Below are 13,682 nucleotides of genomic sequence, written 5' to 3' on the forward strand. Positions count from 1 at the left end.
GGGGGGGGGGCATCAGATGCGCTGAAGCTTCGGAAGCGGACCCTCGAGGCGTGCGATGGACACTCTCATGTCGGCGATGTCGGCCTTGAGTTCGGTCTTCACGTCGGCGATGTCGGCCTTGAGTTCGGTGCGCAGATCGGCGATCTCGATTCTCACGTCGGCGATGTCGCCCTTGAGTTCGACTCGAAGTTCGGCGATCTCCGTTTCGACCTTCGTGAACCGTTCGTCGATTCTGTCGAACCGCACGTCGAGCCCACGCGACTGCTTCGCGAGCATCCGGGAGACCCCGCCGAGCACGGTCGCGGTGAAGCCGAAGAGGGCGATGATGATGCCGATCACATTCGGGTCCACGAGCATGCTCCCAGTCTGCGCCGCGCGTCGGACGCTGTCATGGGTTCGACGATATGAAGCAGGAGCGATGCGTGGGGTGAGGCGTCGTCCGAATCCCGAGTACGGGGGACAGAGGCCGACCGGCGCCCTGCCGTGCAGAAAAGGTGGTGACTCAGGCGGTCGCGGCGGCGTCCGACGACTGTGCAGGCTCGACCGGCTGGATGCCGTACAGCGTCGAGAGCGCGGCGGCGAACTCATCCGCCTGGCCGGTGGCCGCGAGCTCGTGCGCGCGCGTGGTCGGAGTGTGCAGCAGAACGCCGGTGAGGTGGCGAAGCGCCTGCTCGACCTTGCCGTCTTCATCGCCGCGTGCGCGGGCGCGGCCGATCTCGGCTTCCAACAGCGCGAACATGTGCGACCGCAGGGCGACGACCGACGGAGTCACGCTCTGTCGGCTGCCGACGACGTGGAACGTGTCGGCTGCTTCGCGCACGACGGTGCGAGCGGCATCCGTCGCCTGCAGCTCTTCGAGCGGGGCGTGCAGGCTGATGGTCTCGAGGTCGAGCAGCGCGACGCCTTCGAGGGTCGCGACGGCGGGGTCGACGTTGCGGGGCATGCCGAGGTCGACGACCATCTGGCTGTGCGACGCGACGGGGCACCCCTCGGGGGCGATGCCGGTCGGCGCTTGCAGGTGCTCGGGGGTCAGCACCGGCTCGGCGGCGGCAGTGCAGGTGATGAGCAGGCTCGATCGTGAAGCGACGCGAGCATAGTCCTCGGCGGCGACCGGGCGGATGCCGTGCTTCGCGGCGAACTTCTCGGCGCGACCCGAAGGTGAGTAGACCGAGATGTTGACGGCCCCGCGCTCGCGGAGCGTCGCGAGCGTGACCGCGGCGTAGGCGCCGGTGCCGACGAGCAGCACGCGCTCGGTCGACCAGTCGGCGATGCGGCTGTCGGCGAGTTCGAGCGCGAGTCGCACGAGCGAGCGACCTGCGCGGCCGAGCGCCGTGACGTTCTTGACCTTGCGCTGCGCCTGGCTGGCGCGCTGGAACAGACGCTCGAGCTCGGGTGAGGTGGTGCCCTCCTTGCGGGCGGACTTCAGCGCGCGGCGCACCTGCCCTGCGATCTCGCCCTCGCCGGAGACGACGGACTCGAGTCCTGAAGCGACCGAGAAGAGATGCTCCGCGACCCGGCGACCGGAGTGCACCTCGTAGGCGCCGTCGAGTTCTGCGGTGCTGATGCCGGTCGAGGATTCGACGGCTTCGAGCACCGCCTCGACGCCGATCGCACCGGCGGCGGTGACCGGTTCGTCCATCTCGACGTAGGCCTCGAAGCGGTTGCAGGTAGCAAGAACGACCGCACCCTGCACGCAGGACGCCATGTCCACAACAGTGGAGGCGACGTCGTCGGGGGTGCGGCTCAGGCGTTCGAGCAATTCGAAGGAGGCGGTCTTGTGACTCGCCGTGACAACCAGCAGCACGCATCGATTCTACCTGAGGCTTCATGCAGGTCGGCCCAGGACCGGATGGGAGGATGGATGCATGGCCCTCTCCGATGCTCCGCTGCTGCGCGCCCTCACCGGCCCCCGACCCGAGCATGCCCCCGTCTGGTTCATGCGGCAGGCGGGCAGGTCACTGCCCGAGTACCGCGAGCTGAGGGTCGGAACGCGCATGCTCGACGCCTGCCTCACCCCCGACCTCGCCGCCGAGATCACCCTGCAGCCGGTGCGTCGTCACGGTGTCGACGCCGCGGTGTTCTTCAGCGACATCGTCATCCCCCTGCGGCTTGCCGGTGTGGAGGTCGAGATCGAGGCCGGTCGCGGACCCGTCTTCGCGAATCCCGTGCGCACGGCGGCGGACGTCGACCGCATCACGGAGATCGATCCGCTCTCGCTCGACGGCACCGCGATCGCCGAGGCCGTCGGCATCGTCACGACGGAGCTCGGCGACACCCCGCTGATCGGCTTCGCCGGTGCGCCGTTCACCCTCGCCGCGTACCTGGTCGAGGGCGGCCCGTCGAAGGAGCACCTGCGCGCTCGGGCCATGATGCACTCGGATCCCGAGTCGTGGAACCGTCTCGCCGGCTGGCTGGCGCAGGTCTCGCGTCGTTTCCTCGAGATCCAGCGCGATGCCGGAGCATCCGTCGTGCAGCTGTTCGACTCGTGGGCGGGGTCGCTGAGCACCGCCGACTATCGCGCCTTCGTCGCCCCGCACTCCCACGTGGCACTCGAGGACATCGGAGTGCCGAGCATCCACTTCGGCGTCGGCACCGGACCCTTCCTCGCGGACATGCGGCTGGGTGGCATCGCAGACGGAGTCGGCGTCGATTGGCGACTGCCGCTGGATGAGGCCGCGGCGATCCTCGGACCCGACGTCTCGGTGCAGGGCAACATCGACCCGGCACTGCTGTCGGCTCCGTGGCCGGTGCTCGAGGCTCATGTGCGCGACGTGGTCGAGCGCGGTCGCGCTGCCCGGGGCCACATCGTCAACCTCGGACACGGCGTGCCGCCAGAGACCGACCCCGATCAGCTCACTCGCATCGTCGAGCTGGTGCACTCGATCTGACGGATTCCGCTCGCCGGAGGCGTATCTAGCTCGGGTGCTATATTGCAAACATGGCAGATAGCGCGTCAGACATCTTCGCCGCGTTGGCCCACCCGACCCGGCGTCAGATCCTGCAGGACCTCAAAGAGGGAGAGCTCGCGGCGGGCGAGATCGCCTCGCGATTCTCGTCGAGCGGGCCGACCATCTCGCGGCACCTCGGCGTGCTGCGTCAGGCAGGTCTCGTCAGTGAGCGACGCGATGCCAACCGCATCCTCTATTCGCTCGTGGGTGAGCGCCTGGCGCTCTCGGTCGGCGACTTCCTCTCGACCGTGTGCCCCGAGCAGATGGTGCTCCGCGAGGTGCGCAAGCGCGGCTCCGGCCGCGGAGCACAGACTCCCGCCGAAGCCTGAGCCCGCGCTCGGCCGGCGCGTGCGCCTGTTTCTCCGGTCGGCGACCGGATTCCGTCCAGGCTGCGGGTGAAAGGATTGACCCATGACCCCGAAGCCCGCGAACCGTGAGTCGTCCCGTGCCGAGCCCGCCGATCTGGCCGTTCGCGCGGCGAAGCGACACATCGTGGTGGTCGGCGGTGGAATCGGCGGGCTGATCGCGGCCCGCGAATGCGTGAAGGTCGGCATGCGCGTGACGCTGCTGGAGGCGTCGGATGCCGTCGGCGGAGCGATCCGTCGAGCCGAGCTCGACGGGATCGTGGTCGATGCAGGCGCCGAGAGCTACGCGACCAGAGGCGGCCGGGTGCGCGCGCTCCTCGAGGAGCTCGGGCTCACCGATCGCATCGTCGCCCCCGCCGCCGGAGGCGCCTGGCTCGCCGGCATCCCCGGGGTCGGTGCCGCGCCACTGCCGGTCGGAGGCATCCTCGGCATCCCCGGCAATCCGTTCCAGGAGGATGTCCGCCGCGTCATCGGATGGTCGGGAGCATGGCGTGCCTACCTCGACCGAGTCCGCCCGCCGCTGACGATCGGCCACAACCACAGCCTCGGCAAGCTGGTGTCATCGCGCATGGGTGCCAAGGTCCGCGACCGTCTCGTGGCGCCCGTGACGACCGGCGTGTACTCCGCGTCACCCGATGACGTCGACGTCGACATCGCCGCACCGGGGCTCAATGCCGCGCTGACGAGCGTCGGTTCGTTGTCCGGAGCCGTCCAGGCGCTGCGCGAGCAGAGTGCAGCGCGTGCCGCCCAGGCTTCGCGCGCCGCCCAGGCTCCCGGCGCCGCGGTCGAGGGGATCGACGGCGGCATGATGGTGCTGGTCGAGGCGCTCGTCGCCGACATCGAGAAGCTCGGCGGAGTGGTCCGCACCGCCGCTCGCGTGACGGAGATCACCAAGTCCGGGGAGACCTGGGCCGTGCGAGCCCAGGCGAAGAGCGGTGCCGATGTGAGCGATGAGCGCGGTGCCGCTGAGGTGGAAGACCTTGACCTCACGGCGGACGGGGTCGTGATCGCGACCTCCGAGGATGTCGCGCGGCGGCTCCTCGACACGACCGTGCCGGCGCTCGCCGAGACCACGGCGGCCGACGCCCCCGAGATCGAGATCGTGACGCTGCTGCTGGCTGCGTCGGCGCTCGATGGCGCTCCTCGTGGCACCGGAGTGCTGACGGTCCCCGGAAGTCATACGGCCAAGGCACTGACCCACTCGAGTGCGAAATGGAATTGGGTGCGCGAGGCGGCCGGCGGCCGGCACCTGCTGCGCGTCTCGTTCGGGGCGCAGGGCGAACCGGCGGCGACTGCCGCCCTCGACGACAACGCTGCCGCGAGAGTCGCGCTGCGTGAGGCATCCGCCCTGCTCGGCGTCGCGCTCCCCGAGAGCGCCCTCGTCGACTCGCACCGTGCGCGATACGTGCAGTCGCAGCCCGCGTCGATCATCGGCTCGGCGTCGCGACGCGAGGCGGCGCGAAGCGCCATCCAGGCGGTCTCCGGGCTCGCAGCGGTGGGGGCGTGGCTCGCCGGCACCGGTCTCGCGCAGGTCATCCCGGATGCGCGTGATGAGGCGGATCGCCTTCGTCGCGCGCTGCTCTGGGACTGACTCCGGAGCGTGGGCTCTCGTGGAGCTGCGGTATGCGGCCCCTCTCGCCCTTTGCGAAACCGAAAGTCGCTCTGCTGTCAACCCCGTGCGAGACAGATGCCGAAATCGGCATACGGGGCTACGCTGGACACCTGGCAGGCGGCGCCGAGCCGCCGGTTCGCCCTAGGCGTTCACACCGGAACAACGTGAGGAGACCCCATGAAGGGGAAGATCGGACTCGTCGTAGGACTCGGCGTGGGATACGTCATCGGAACGCGCGCAGGGCGCGAGCGCTACGAGCAGATCAAGACGCAGTGGCTCAAGGTCTGGAACCTCGACCCGGTGCAGGAGCAGGTCGAGCGGGTCAAGGGCTACGTCGGCGACAAGGCTGCGGCCGTGCCCGGTGCGATCTGGACCGGCGTGCAGAAGGTCGTCAAGTCGGCCGGCGGCGGCGACAAGACTGCCGGCCAGCGTCTCGACTCGGCTGTCGCCGCAGGCAAGAAGGCCGCTGAGGACATCGTCGACGCGACCGAGGACGCCGTCGACGAGGCCAAGGAAGCCGCGAAGAAGCCCGCGGCCAAGAAGCCTGCTGCGAAGAAGCCGGCCTCCTCGCGCTCCACCGCTGCGAAGTCCGGTAGCTGACATGCCCCGCGGATACCGCGACCGTGCCGAGGACAGCCTGCTGTCCCTGATCGGCGACCTTCCCGAACTCATCAGCAGCCTGGTCAAGGCCGAGATCAACGCAGCCAAGGCGTGGGTCTCGAAGACCGCCAAGGATGCCGGAATCGGTTCCGTCTGGTTCCTGGTGGCCCTGTTCTTCCTGTTCTGGGCAGTGCCGGTGATCCTGGTGTTCGCGATCGCAGGGTTGTCGTCCTGGTGGCCGGTGTGGCTGTCGGCGCTGGCAGTGCTCGGCATCCTGATCCTCGCCGTGCTGCTGTTCGCGCTGCTCGGCATCCTGAAGTTCCGCAAGGTGCTCGCCCGGAAGAACCCCGCGCAGGCGGTGGGCGAGGACATCCGACTCGTGAAGGAGGCCGGCGATGACGAACTCTGACATCACGAGGTCGCTGCCGAAGACCGCCGTCCCCGCGGGGATCGTCGACCCGGTGCAGTCGGCCCGCGCCGAGCTGAAGGCCGCTCTCGCGGCCATCGAGGTCAAGGGCAACTTCCCGCGGCGGATCGACAAGGCGTCCAAGCGCGCAGCGGCGAAGGCGCGAGTCTTCGCCGACCGCAACCCCGCTGCGGCGATCGCTGCGGCCGTCGGCGCCGCGGCAGTCGTGGGCGGAGCCGTCTGGGTGATCGCTCGGGCTCTCTCGCGCTGATCTCTCGGGGCGCTCTCGCGCTGATCGAGGCGTCACTGCGTGGCATCCTGACTCGCGTTCGCGAGCGCTCTGCAAAGGGGGCAGACTGGTCGTATGTCCGATGAGCGCGAAGAGAACCCGTCCGGCTTCACCCTGTGGGCCGTCTGGCGACGAAACCCCGACGTTCCGGTCACCGAATCCGACTCGACGGAACTCGAGACGATCGTCTCGTACGTCGAGGACTCGGGCGTCACCGTCCGCGGCTTCTACGACGTCTCGGGCCTGAAGGCCGACGCCGACCTGCTCGTCTGGCTGCACGGCGACACCGCAGAGGACCTGCAGAAGGCGCTCCGGCGCCTGCGTCGCACCGAGCTGCTGCGCACGCTGCTGCCGGTCTGGAACGTCATGGGCGTGCACCGCGACGCGGAGTTCAATCGCGCTCACGTTCCCGGGTTCCTGCGGGGCGTCGAGCCCAAGGACTGGCTGTGCCTGTACCCGTTCGTGCGCACGCCCGAGTGGTATCTCGCGCCCGAGGAGGAGCGTCGAAAGATGCTCGCCGATCACGGTCGCAAGGGCGCCGCGTTCAAGGGCGTCATCGCGAATACGGTGGCCGCATTCGCTCTCGGCGACTACGAGTGGATCCTGCCGCTCGAGGCCGATGACGTCACCGAGCTCGTCGACCTCATGCGCGACCTCCGCTACACCGATGCGCGTCTGTACGTGAAGGAGGAGATCCCCTTCTACACGGGGCGTCGCCTCCGGTTCGACGAGATCGCGGACGTGCTGCAGTAGGTCGACGATGAGCATTCAGAGCACTCGGACCACACCGATCCGACTGGGCACCCGCCGCAGCGCGCTCGCGCAGGCGCAGTCCGGTCACGTCGCCGCCGCCCTCGAGCGGATCTCGGGTCGCACCGTCGAGCTCGTTCCGATCACGAGCGAGGGCGACACGAACCGTGCCTCCCTGTCGGAGATCGGCGGTCAGGGCATCTTCGCCACGCGTCTGCGTGAGGCGCTGCTCGCGGGGGAGTGCGACTTCCTCGTGCACTCCCTGAAAGACCTGCCCACCGCGATCCCGGAGGGCCTCGTCATCGCGGCCACCCCCGTGCGCGAGGACGCCCGCGATGTCGCGATCACTCGTGGGGGCACGCCTCTGCATGAGCTGCGTTCCGGCAGCAAGGTCGGCACCGGGTCGCCGCGGCGCATCGCGCAGGTGCGACGCAGGGCTCCGCACGCCGAGGTCGTCGACATCCGCGGCAACGTGGACTCCCGACTGCAGCGGGTCGCATCGGGGGAGCTGGATGCCGTCATCCTGGCCGCCGCCGGGCTGTCGCGTCTCGGCTCCGACTCGCCGCTTCGGCGCGAGGAGCTCGGTCTCGCCGAGTGGCCGACCGCACCGGGGCAGGGATCGCTCGCGGTCGAGACCAGGACGGATGCTCCGGCGGAGCTCCTCGCGGCGCTCGCCGAACTCGACGACGAGGCCACCCGGCTGGCCGTCACGGTTGAGCGCGCTGTGCTCGAAGGACTCGACGCAGGATGCCAGGCTCCGATGGCCGCACATGCGGTCGTCGACGGCGACGAGATCCGCGTCAGGACAGTGGTCTACGCGACCGACGGGGCCCGGCGTATCGGCCTCGACGTCACCGAAGCCCTGAACGGGGAGTATATTCGTCGGAACGGCAGCGGCAATGGAGCGGATGCTGCCGGTGGTGCAGACCCGATGCACGCAGCGCGCGAGCTCGGGTTGTCTGTCGCCCATCGGCTGCTCGAGCAAGGGGCGGCCGACCTCGTCTCCCGAGAGCATTCCTCATCATGACCAATTCGAAGCAGGACCGACCGCTGGACGGCTGGCGCATCCTCGTACCCCGCGGAGGCCCGTGGGGCGACGGTGTCGCAGCGAGCCTGCGCGCGCAGGGCGCGGTGCCCGTCGTCGCGCCGCTGATCAACTTCGCGCCGACCACCGACCAGGCGGCACTCGACGTGGCGCTCGCGCAGCTCGCCGGCGGGTCGTACGACTGGCTGACCGTGACCAGCGCGACCACTGTCGACGTGATGTTCGCCCATAGGGCCGTCGTGCCTCGCGGCACGAAGATCGCCGCTGTCGGCGAGACCACGGCTGCCGCTCTGCAGGCCGTCGGGTACGAGGTCGCTCTGGTTCCCGAGCAGGACAACTCGGCCGAGGGCATGGCCGAGCAGCTCATCGGTCTCGAGACGCAGCCCCGCCGCATCCTCGCCCTCCGCAGCGAGATCGCGAAGCCCGTGCTCAGCGTGCTGCTGCAGGAGGCCGGGCACGACGTCGACAGCGTGGTGGCATATCGCACGGTCGGCGTGCCGGTGACGGATCGCATCAAGCGCGATGTCGAGAACGGCCGCATCAACGCCATCCTGATCACGAGCGGTTCTGTGGCGGCGCAGGTGCGCGAGCAGTTCCCCGAGATCCCCGACGAGACGCTTCTCGCGGCAATCGGTCCTCGGACCGCGAAGGATGCCGGAAAGGCCGGCCTCCCGATCACGGTCGTCGCCGACAAGCAGACCGTGGATGCGCTGATCGACGCGGTGTCGACCTTCACCCTCCCGCACGCGGCAGACGAGCTGGCGCCGTGAGCTTCCCCGACGTCCGACTGCGCCGACTGCGTCAGTCCCCGGCGGTTCGCGGCCTCGTGCGAGAGACCTCTCTCGAGCCGCGTCAGCTGGTGCTCCCGCTCTTCGTGCGCGAGGGCATCACCGAGGCCGCGCCGATCGGCTCCATGCCCGGGGTCGCTCAGCACTCGCTCGACTCTCTGCGCAAGGTCGCGACCGACGCCGCCGAGGCAGGCGTCGGCGGCGTGATGCTGTTCGGTGTGCCTGCCGTGCGCGATGCGCAGGGCTCGGGCGCGGATGACCCGAAGGGCATCCTGAATGTCGCGACCGAGGTGCTCGCCGCCGAGGTCGGCGACGCGCTCGTCGTGCAGACCGACCTGTGCCTCGACGAGTTCACCGACCATGGGCACTGCGGCGTCCTCGCGGCAGACGGCTCGGTCGACAACGACGCCACACTCGAGCGGTACACCTCGATGGCGCTCGCCCAGGCCCGCGCCGGATCCCAGCTTCTCGGCCTGTCGGGCATGATGGACGGCCAGGTCGGAGTGATCCGCAAGGCACTCGATGCCGAGGGTTTCACCGACACGCTGCTCCTCGCCTACGCCGCGAAGTACGCGAGCGCGTTCTACGGCCCGTTCCGCGAGGCTGTCGACTCTCAGCTCACGGGCGATCGCCGCACCTACCAACTCGACCCCGGCAACCGTCGCGAGGGCGTGCGCGAGGCCGTCGTCGACGAAGAAGAGGGTGCGGACATCGTGATGGTGAAGCCCGCCATGGCCTTCCTCGACGTGCTGCGCGAGGTGCGCGACACCGTGCATATTCCTGTCTGGGCATACCAGGTCTCGGGCGAGTACGCCATGATCGAGGCCGCTGCGGCGAACGGCTGGATCGATCGTCGCGCGTCGATCCTCGAGTCCCTGCTGTCGATCCGTCGGGCGGGTGCCGACGTCGTCCTCACGTACTGGGCGACGGAAGCCGCCCGCTGGCTGCGGGGCTGAGCGAGCACTTTCTCCTCGGGCTGAGTCGCTGTCATCGCGTCCTCGTCTGAGTCCGGTGCACAGGTGTGCGGGCTAGCCTGGAGAGGATGCCGGGAGAGCTCCGCGCATCGTTGAGGAGTGTGCTGTGACCGACCGCAATGACGACCTGTTCTCCGCTGCACGCACGGTGATCCCCGGCGGCGTGAACTCGCCGGTGCGCGCATACGGCTCCGTGGGCGGTACGCCGAGGTTCCTCGCTTCGGCGAAGGGCGCTACGGTCACGGATGCCGCGGGCAACGAGTACGTCGATCTGGTCGCCTCGTGGGGTCCTGCGCTGCTCGGACATGCGCAGCCCGAGGTCGTGGCTGCGGTGCAGGAGGCCGCCACCCGCGGACTCTCGTTCGGCGCTCCGACCGAGGGCGAGGTCGAACTCGCGGCTCTGATCGCAGACCGCGTGCGGTTCGGCGAGGTCCGACCGATCGAGCGTGTGCGTCTCGTGTCGACGGGTACCGAAGCCACCATGACGGCGATCCGCCTCGCGCGCGGAGCGACCGGCCGGGACCTGCTGGTGAAGTTCGCCGGGCACTACCACGGGCACTCCGACGGCCTCCTCGCGGCGGCGGGATCGGGCGTCGCGACGCTCGCGCTGCCGGGGTCCGCGGGTGTTCCCGCGCCGATCGCGGCTCAGACTCTGGTCATCGACTACAACGACCCCGACGCGTTGGCTGCGGTCTTCGCCGAGCACGGCGATCGCATCGCTGCGGTGATCGTCGAGGCGGCCGCCGCCAACATGGGGGTGGTGCCGCCTGTGCCCGGGTTCAACCGACTGCTCGCCGACACCGCCCACGCGCACGGAGCGCTGCTGATCCTCGATGAGGTGCTGACGGGCTTCCGCGTGCACACGGCAGGTTTCTGGGGGCTTCAGGCTGCGGCGGGCGAGGACTATCTGCCCGACATCATCACCTTCGGCAAGGTCGTCGGCGGGGGGATGCCCCTGGCAGCTCTCGGCGGACGTGCCGAGGTCATGGACATGCTGGCGCCCCTCGGCCCCGTCTACCAGGCGGGCACACTCTCGGGTAATCCGCTCTCGGTCGCAGCGGGCCTCGCGACGCTGCGCCTCGCGACGCCGGAGGTCTATGCCACGGTCGACGCGGCGGCTGCTCGCGTTGCCGCTGCACTGGACACCGCGCTGACCGATGCCGGTGTCACGCACGCCGTGGCCCATGTGGGAAGCCTCTTCAGCGCATCCTTCCGGGCGTCGGCGCCTCGTACGTATGCCGAGGCGCAGGCTCAGGAGTCGTTCCGATACGCACCCTTCTTCCACGCCATGCGCGAGCAGGGGGTCGCCTTGCCGCCGAGCGTGTTCGAGGCTTGGTTCCTCACCGCCGCTCACGGCGAAGAGGAGCTGCAGCGCATCGAGGCCGCACTGCCGATCGCTGCCCGCGCAGCGGCGCAGGCGAACGCCTGAGTCGCCGGCGACCGCCTGAGTCGCCGGCCGAACCGTCGGCACCCCACTTCGCTCAGACACAAACCCGCTTCGCTGAGACGAGCACGCTGTGCTCAGACGAACATCACTCGCCGTCGCGGTGAATCCCTGTAGGTGCGCCCGAGCGGGCTGAGCCAGTCGACCGTTCCGTCCGGACGCTGGTGCGCCGTCCACCTGTGGTCGTCCGCGACATCCGGATGCTTGATCACGTGATGGGTCGCGCAGAGATGACCCAGATTATGGATGTTCGTCCTGCCGCCCTTCGCATGATCGAAGGTGTGGTCGATCTGGCACCGATGCACCGGCATTCTGCATCCGGGGAATCGGCAGTGCTGGTCCCGGGCCCGCAAGAACCGTCGCATCGGCTCGGTGGGCCGGTAGGTGTCGGTCTCGACGACCAGGCCGGTCGGATCGAGGAACAGACGTGACCAGCCGCCGTTGCGGCCGGCGAGGTCGCGAGCGATGTCGGGATGAAGAGGGCCGTGCCCGTCGAGCTGCGCGGAACGATCGTCGCACCCGGCGAGAGTGGTGGCGGCCACCGTGACGTGGATCCGCCCCTGGATGTTGTCGAGTCCCGAGCCATTTGCGGCACTCGGGTCGGAGGCGAGCAGGAGGTCGATCAGCAGATCGGCGCGCACCTGATCGAGCGTGCGCGTATCTGCCGGGATGCGCTCGACAGCGGGGCCCGCGGGGCAGGTGGGGTCGGTCGTGAACGTCCCGTCGCCGAAGATCGCGTAGTCATCGCGTGACGGATCGTCGTGAGCGATGTCCTCCGGGTAGACCGGATCTTCGCCGTCATCGATCGGTTCGAGCACCGGCTCGCGGTCGTCGCGACCGCGGATGACGGCGTGCGCGAGCTGCGTGAGGCGATCGAGGATCGCCGTGGCGAGGTGCTCGGGGAGCACGACAGTCAGGACGGAGAGCCCGTCTCCCGCCGGTCGCACGGTCACCGTGCGCTCCGACGCCGCCCGTGCGTGGCGCTCGGTGGTCGTTGAACCCGACAGCACCGCAGCCAGCTCCCGTAGATGCACACGCGTGCGCGCAGCTGTCTCGCGCTCGGCGACGATGACGGCGACGGTGTCGTACAGCGGCAGCACGTCGGCATCCGCTCGGCCGTTGTTCACCGCCTCGCGCACGACTCCGGCAGCTCGGACGATCTCGCGGACGTGTGCACCGCTGATGGTGCCGCGCCGGAACGCCTCGCGCACGCGCGGATGGCTGGCGTCGAGGAAACCCGCGTCGGTGAAGGCGTATTCGACGCTGCCCTGGGTCATGCGGCCGGCTGCTGAGTACTCCGCGACCATCGATCGATGGATCGCATCACGGTGGAACGGGCTGGCATCGGCATCCGAGCGGGCGAGCCGCATCCGCTCAGCGAGGAGATCAGATGCCTCCGCCTCGAGACAGGCGATCTGCCGCCGCTTCTCGACCCAGGAATCGAGCAGCTCCGTGCGCTGCTCGAGACCGGTGGAGGTGGCGGATGTCATGCTCTGAGTCTAGTAGATTTGTTCGAAAGTCGTGCGGAACATCGGAATGGGAAAGGGGTGGAATCGTGGGAACCGACAACGGATCGTTGCCTTCCTGTGAGCAAGACACAGACATCTGGGAGGGTGCCGCTGGCAGACTGGACGCATGGTGACGTTGCTGCTCGACCAGACGCAACTCGAGATCGTGCTCTCGCCGATCGAGCGTGCGGCGAGCTTCCACCGTGACAACGTGCGGCTCGTCCGCGACACCATCACCAAGGTGCAGCTGATCGACGACGCATGGACCTGGTTGCGCGGCGTGCCGAACCCCGGCACGCACATCCCCGGCGTGCTCGCCGCGGGAACGTGGAAGGCCGCCGGAAGCGTGGACTTCGTGCTGATCCGTCGACGTCGCCCCAGCGTGGTCATCGACCTCGCGGGCGACGAGCAGTATCGGCGGCTGATCCTCACGACCAGGCACGGTCTCGCACTGACTCAGGCGCTCAGGCTCGACGTCTCCGATGAGCCTGCGGACGTCGAGCAGATCGTCGCCACGTCGCCGACTCCGGTGTCGAAGGGTAGCCGTCGCCCGGTGATCCGTCCGCGTCCGGCCTGATCCACCCCCAGAACGAGACGAACGCCCTCCGCAGCCTTTCGGCGCGGAGGGCGTTCGCGTGGAATCCGGCGTCGCGGCCTCAGGACTGGTGGTGCTCGCCCTCGTGGCCCTCGTGGTGCTCGTCGTGCTCGCCCTCGTGGTGCTCGGCATGAGCGTCGGTCGGCGCGTCGGATGCCTCAGGCTCGCCCAGCGGGTAGTCCTTCGGCTCGTCCTCGTAGTAGGCGCGTGCGGCTGCGGCGAGCATCGAGCTGACAGCAGCGGAGCGCGGGTCGTCATCCGACGGGTCTCCCTCACCGGAATCCGCGTCTGCATCGTCATCGGACCCGGACTCATCGGACCCGGACTCATCGGACCCCGACTCATCGGACCCCGACTC

The 13,682-nt window shown here is 69.2% G+C and carries 16 protein-coding genes; 12 read left to right on the forward strand and 4 right to left on the reverse strand.

The genetic code is table 11. The annotated features are described in order from the left end of the window. Positions 1–12: 12 nt before the first annotated feature. Positions 13–357, reverse strand: coding sequence for a hypothetical protein (locus ASF80_RS17865; protein ID WP_056313748.1), 345 nt, complete (start codon positions 355–357; stop codon positions 13–15). Between the two features lie 145 nt (positions 358–502). After that, positions 503–1,804: a glutamyl-tRNA reductase gene (locus ASF80_RS17870; protein ID WP_056313750.1), complete on the reverse strand. Its 1,302-nt coding sequence runs from the start codon at positions 1,802–1,804 to the stop codon at positions 503–505. A gap of 61 nt (positions 1,805–1,865) precedes the next feature. On the opposite strand from ASF80_RS17870, the gene hemE reads away from it, so the two are divergent. The 11 genes from hemE to ASF80_RS17925 all read left to right on the forward strand — a co-directional run bounded on the left by hemE (position 1,866) and on the right by ASF80_RS17925 (position 11,206). After that, positions 1,866–2,888, forward strand: a complete 1,023-nt coding sequence (hemE, locus tag ASF80_RS17875) for a uroporphyrinogen decarboxylase (protein WP_056313752.1) — start codon at positions 1,866–1,868, stop codon at positions 2,886–2,888. Positions 2,889–2,938: 50 nt separating this feature from the next. Further along, positions 2,939–3,277 (forward strand): metalloregulator ArsR/SmtB family transcription factor, encoded by a 339-nt coding sequence (locus tag ASF80_RS17880; protein ID WP_056313754.1) that lies wholly within the window; start codon positions 2,939–2,941, stop codon positions 3,275–3,277. 82 nt (positions 3,278–3,359) lie between these two features. Continuing rightward, complete coding sequence (hemG, locus tag ASF80_RS17885) at positions 3,360–4,904, forward strand: protoporphyrinogen oxidase (RefSeq protein ID WP_056313756.1); 1,545 nt, start codon at positions 3,360–3,362, stop codon at positions 4,902–4,904. Positions 4,905–5,102: 198 nt separating this feature from the next. Then, entirely contained in the window at positions 5,103–5,525 is a 423-nt protein-coding gene (locus ASF80_RS17890; RefSeq protein ID WP_056313758.1) for a hypothetical protein, read from the forward strand. Between the two features lies 1 nt (position 5,526). Further along, positions 5,527–5,934 (forward strand): phage holin family protein, encoded by a 408-nt coding sequence (locus ASF80_RS17895; protein ID WP_056313761.1) that lies wholly within the window; start codon positions 5,527–5,529, stop codon positions 5,932–5,934. Further along, positions 5,921–6,202 carry a hypothetical protein gene (locus ASF80_RS17900; RefSeq protein WP_082488476.1) on the forward strand — a complete coding sequence of 94 codons (282 nt, stop codon included), beginning with the start codon at positions 5,921–5,923 and terminating at the stop codon, positions 6,200–6,202. Before ASF80_RS17895 ends, ASF80_RS17900 begins: the two co-directional genes overlap by 14 nt. 93 nt (positions 6,203–6,295) lie before the next feature. Beyond that, positions 6,296–6,973: a hydrogen peroxide-dependent heme synthase gene (gene hemQ, locus ASF80_RS17905; protein ID WP_056313764.1), complete on the forward strand. Its 678-nt coding sequence runs from the start codon at positions 6,296–6,298 to the stop codon at positions 6,971–6,973. 7 nt (positions 6,974–6,980) lie between these two features. Continuing rightward, positions 6,981–7,997, forward strand: a complete 1,017-nt coding sequence (gene hemC / locus ASF80_RS17910; protein ID WP_056313765.1) for a hydroxymethylbilane synthase — start codon at positions 6,981–6,983, stop codon at positions 7,995–7,997. Then, complete coding sequence (locus ASF80_RS17915; protein ID WP_056313767.1) at positions 7,994–8,785, forward strand: uroporphyrinogen-III synthase; 792 nt, start codon at positions 7,994–7,996, stop codon at positions 8,783–8,785. The genes hemC and ASF80_RS17915 overlap by 4 nt, the downstream gene beginning before the upstream one ends. Then, positions 8,782–9,759 (forward strand): porphobilinogen synthase, encoded by a 978-nt coding sequence (gene hemB, locus ASF80_RS17920; protein WP_056313769.1) that lies wholly within the window; start codon positions 8,782–8,784, stop codon positions 9,757–9,759. The genes ASF80_RS17915 and hemB overlap by 4 nt, the downstream gene beginning before the upstream one ends. Positions 9,760–9,883: 124 nt before the next feature. Then, positions 9,884–11,206, forward strand: a complete 1,323-nt coding sequence (locus ASF80_RS17925; protein ID WP_082488477.1) for a glutamate-1-semialdehyde 2,1-aminomutase — start codon at positions 9,884–9,886, stop codon at positions 11,204–11,206. A gap of 92 nt (positions 11,207–11,298) precedes the next feature. Here the strand turns inward: ASF80_RS17925 and ASF80_RS17930 are convergent, their stop codons facing one another. Continuing rightward, positions 11,299–12,711, reverse strand: coding sequence for an HNH endonuclease signature motif containing protein (locus ASF80_RS17930; protein ID WP_056313774.1), 1,413 nt, complete (start codon positions 12,709–12,711; stop codon positions 11,299–11,301). A gap of 145 nt (positions 12,712–12,856) precedes the next feature. On the opposite strand from ASF80_RS17930, the gene ASF80_RS17935 reads away from it, so the two are divergent. Next, positions 12,857–13,306 carry a hypothetical protein gene (locus tag ASF80_RS17935; protein ID WP_056313777.1) on the forward strand — a complete coding sequence of 150 codons (450 nt, stop codon included), beginning with the start codon at positions 12,857–12,859 and terminating at the stop codon, positions 13,304–13,306. Between the two features lie 79 nt (positions 13,307–13,385). Here the strand turns inward: ASF80_RS17935 and ASF80_RS19055 are convergent. Further along, positions 13,386–13,682 (reverse strand): hypothetical protein (locus tag ASF80_RS19055; protein ID WP_200934835.1); only part of this gene is annotated, 297 nt, incomplete at its 5' end.

This window comes from Microbacterium sp. Leaf159, from assembly GCF_001423615.1.
In the GTDB taxonomy this organism is placed as follows: domain Bacteria; phylum Actinomycetota; class Actinomycetes; order Actinomycetales; family Microbacteriaceae; genus Microbacterium.

Coding starts and splice junctions, on each gene's coding strand:
- ASF80_RS17865 (WP_056313748.1), bottom strand. CDS start 357: ATGCTCGTGGACCCGAATGTGATCGGCATCATCATCGCCCTCTTCGGC.
- hemC (WP_056313765.1), top strand. CDS start 6,981: ATGAGCATTCAGAGCACTCGGACCACACCGATCCGACTGGGCACCCGC.
- hemQ (WP_056313764.1), top strand. CDS start 6,296: ATGTCCGATGAGCGCGAAGAGAACCCGTCCGGCTTCACCCTGTGGGCC.
- ASF80_RS17915 (WP_056313767.1), top strand. CDS start 7,994: ATGACCAATTCGAAGCAGGACCGACCGCTGGACGGCTGGCGCATCCTC.
- ASF80_RS17880 (WP_056313754.1), top strand. CDS start 2,939: ATGGCAGATAGCGCGTCAGACATCTTCGCCGCGTTGGCCCACCCGACC.
- hemG (WP_056313756.1), top strand. CDS start 3,360: ATGACCCCGAAGCCCGCGAACCGTGAGTCGTCCCGTGCCGAGCCCGCC.
- ASF80_RS17900 (WP_082488476.1), top strand. CDS start 5,921: ATGACGAACTCTGACATCACGAGGTCGCTGCCGAAGACCGCCGTCCCC.
- ASF80_RS17930 (WP_056313774.1), bottom strand. CDS start 12,711: ATGACATCCGCCACCTCCACCGGTCTCGAGCAGCGCACGGAGCTGCTC.
- hemE (WP_056313752.1), top strand. CDS start 1,866: ATGGCCCTCTCCGATGCTCCGCTGCTGCGCGCCCTCACCGGCCCCCGA.
- ASF80_RS17935 (WP_056313777.1), top strand. CDS start 12,857: ATGGTGACGTTGCTGCTCGACCAGACGCAACTCGAGATCGTGCTCTCG.
- ASF80_RS17895 (WP_056313761.1), top strand. CDS start 5,527: ATGCCCCGCGGATACCGCGACCGTGCCGAGGACAGCCTGCTGTCCCTG.
- ASF80_RS17890 (WP_056313758.1), top strand. CDS start 5,103: ATGAAGGGGAAGATCGGACTCGTCGTAGGACTCGGCGTGGGATACGTC.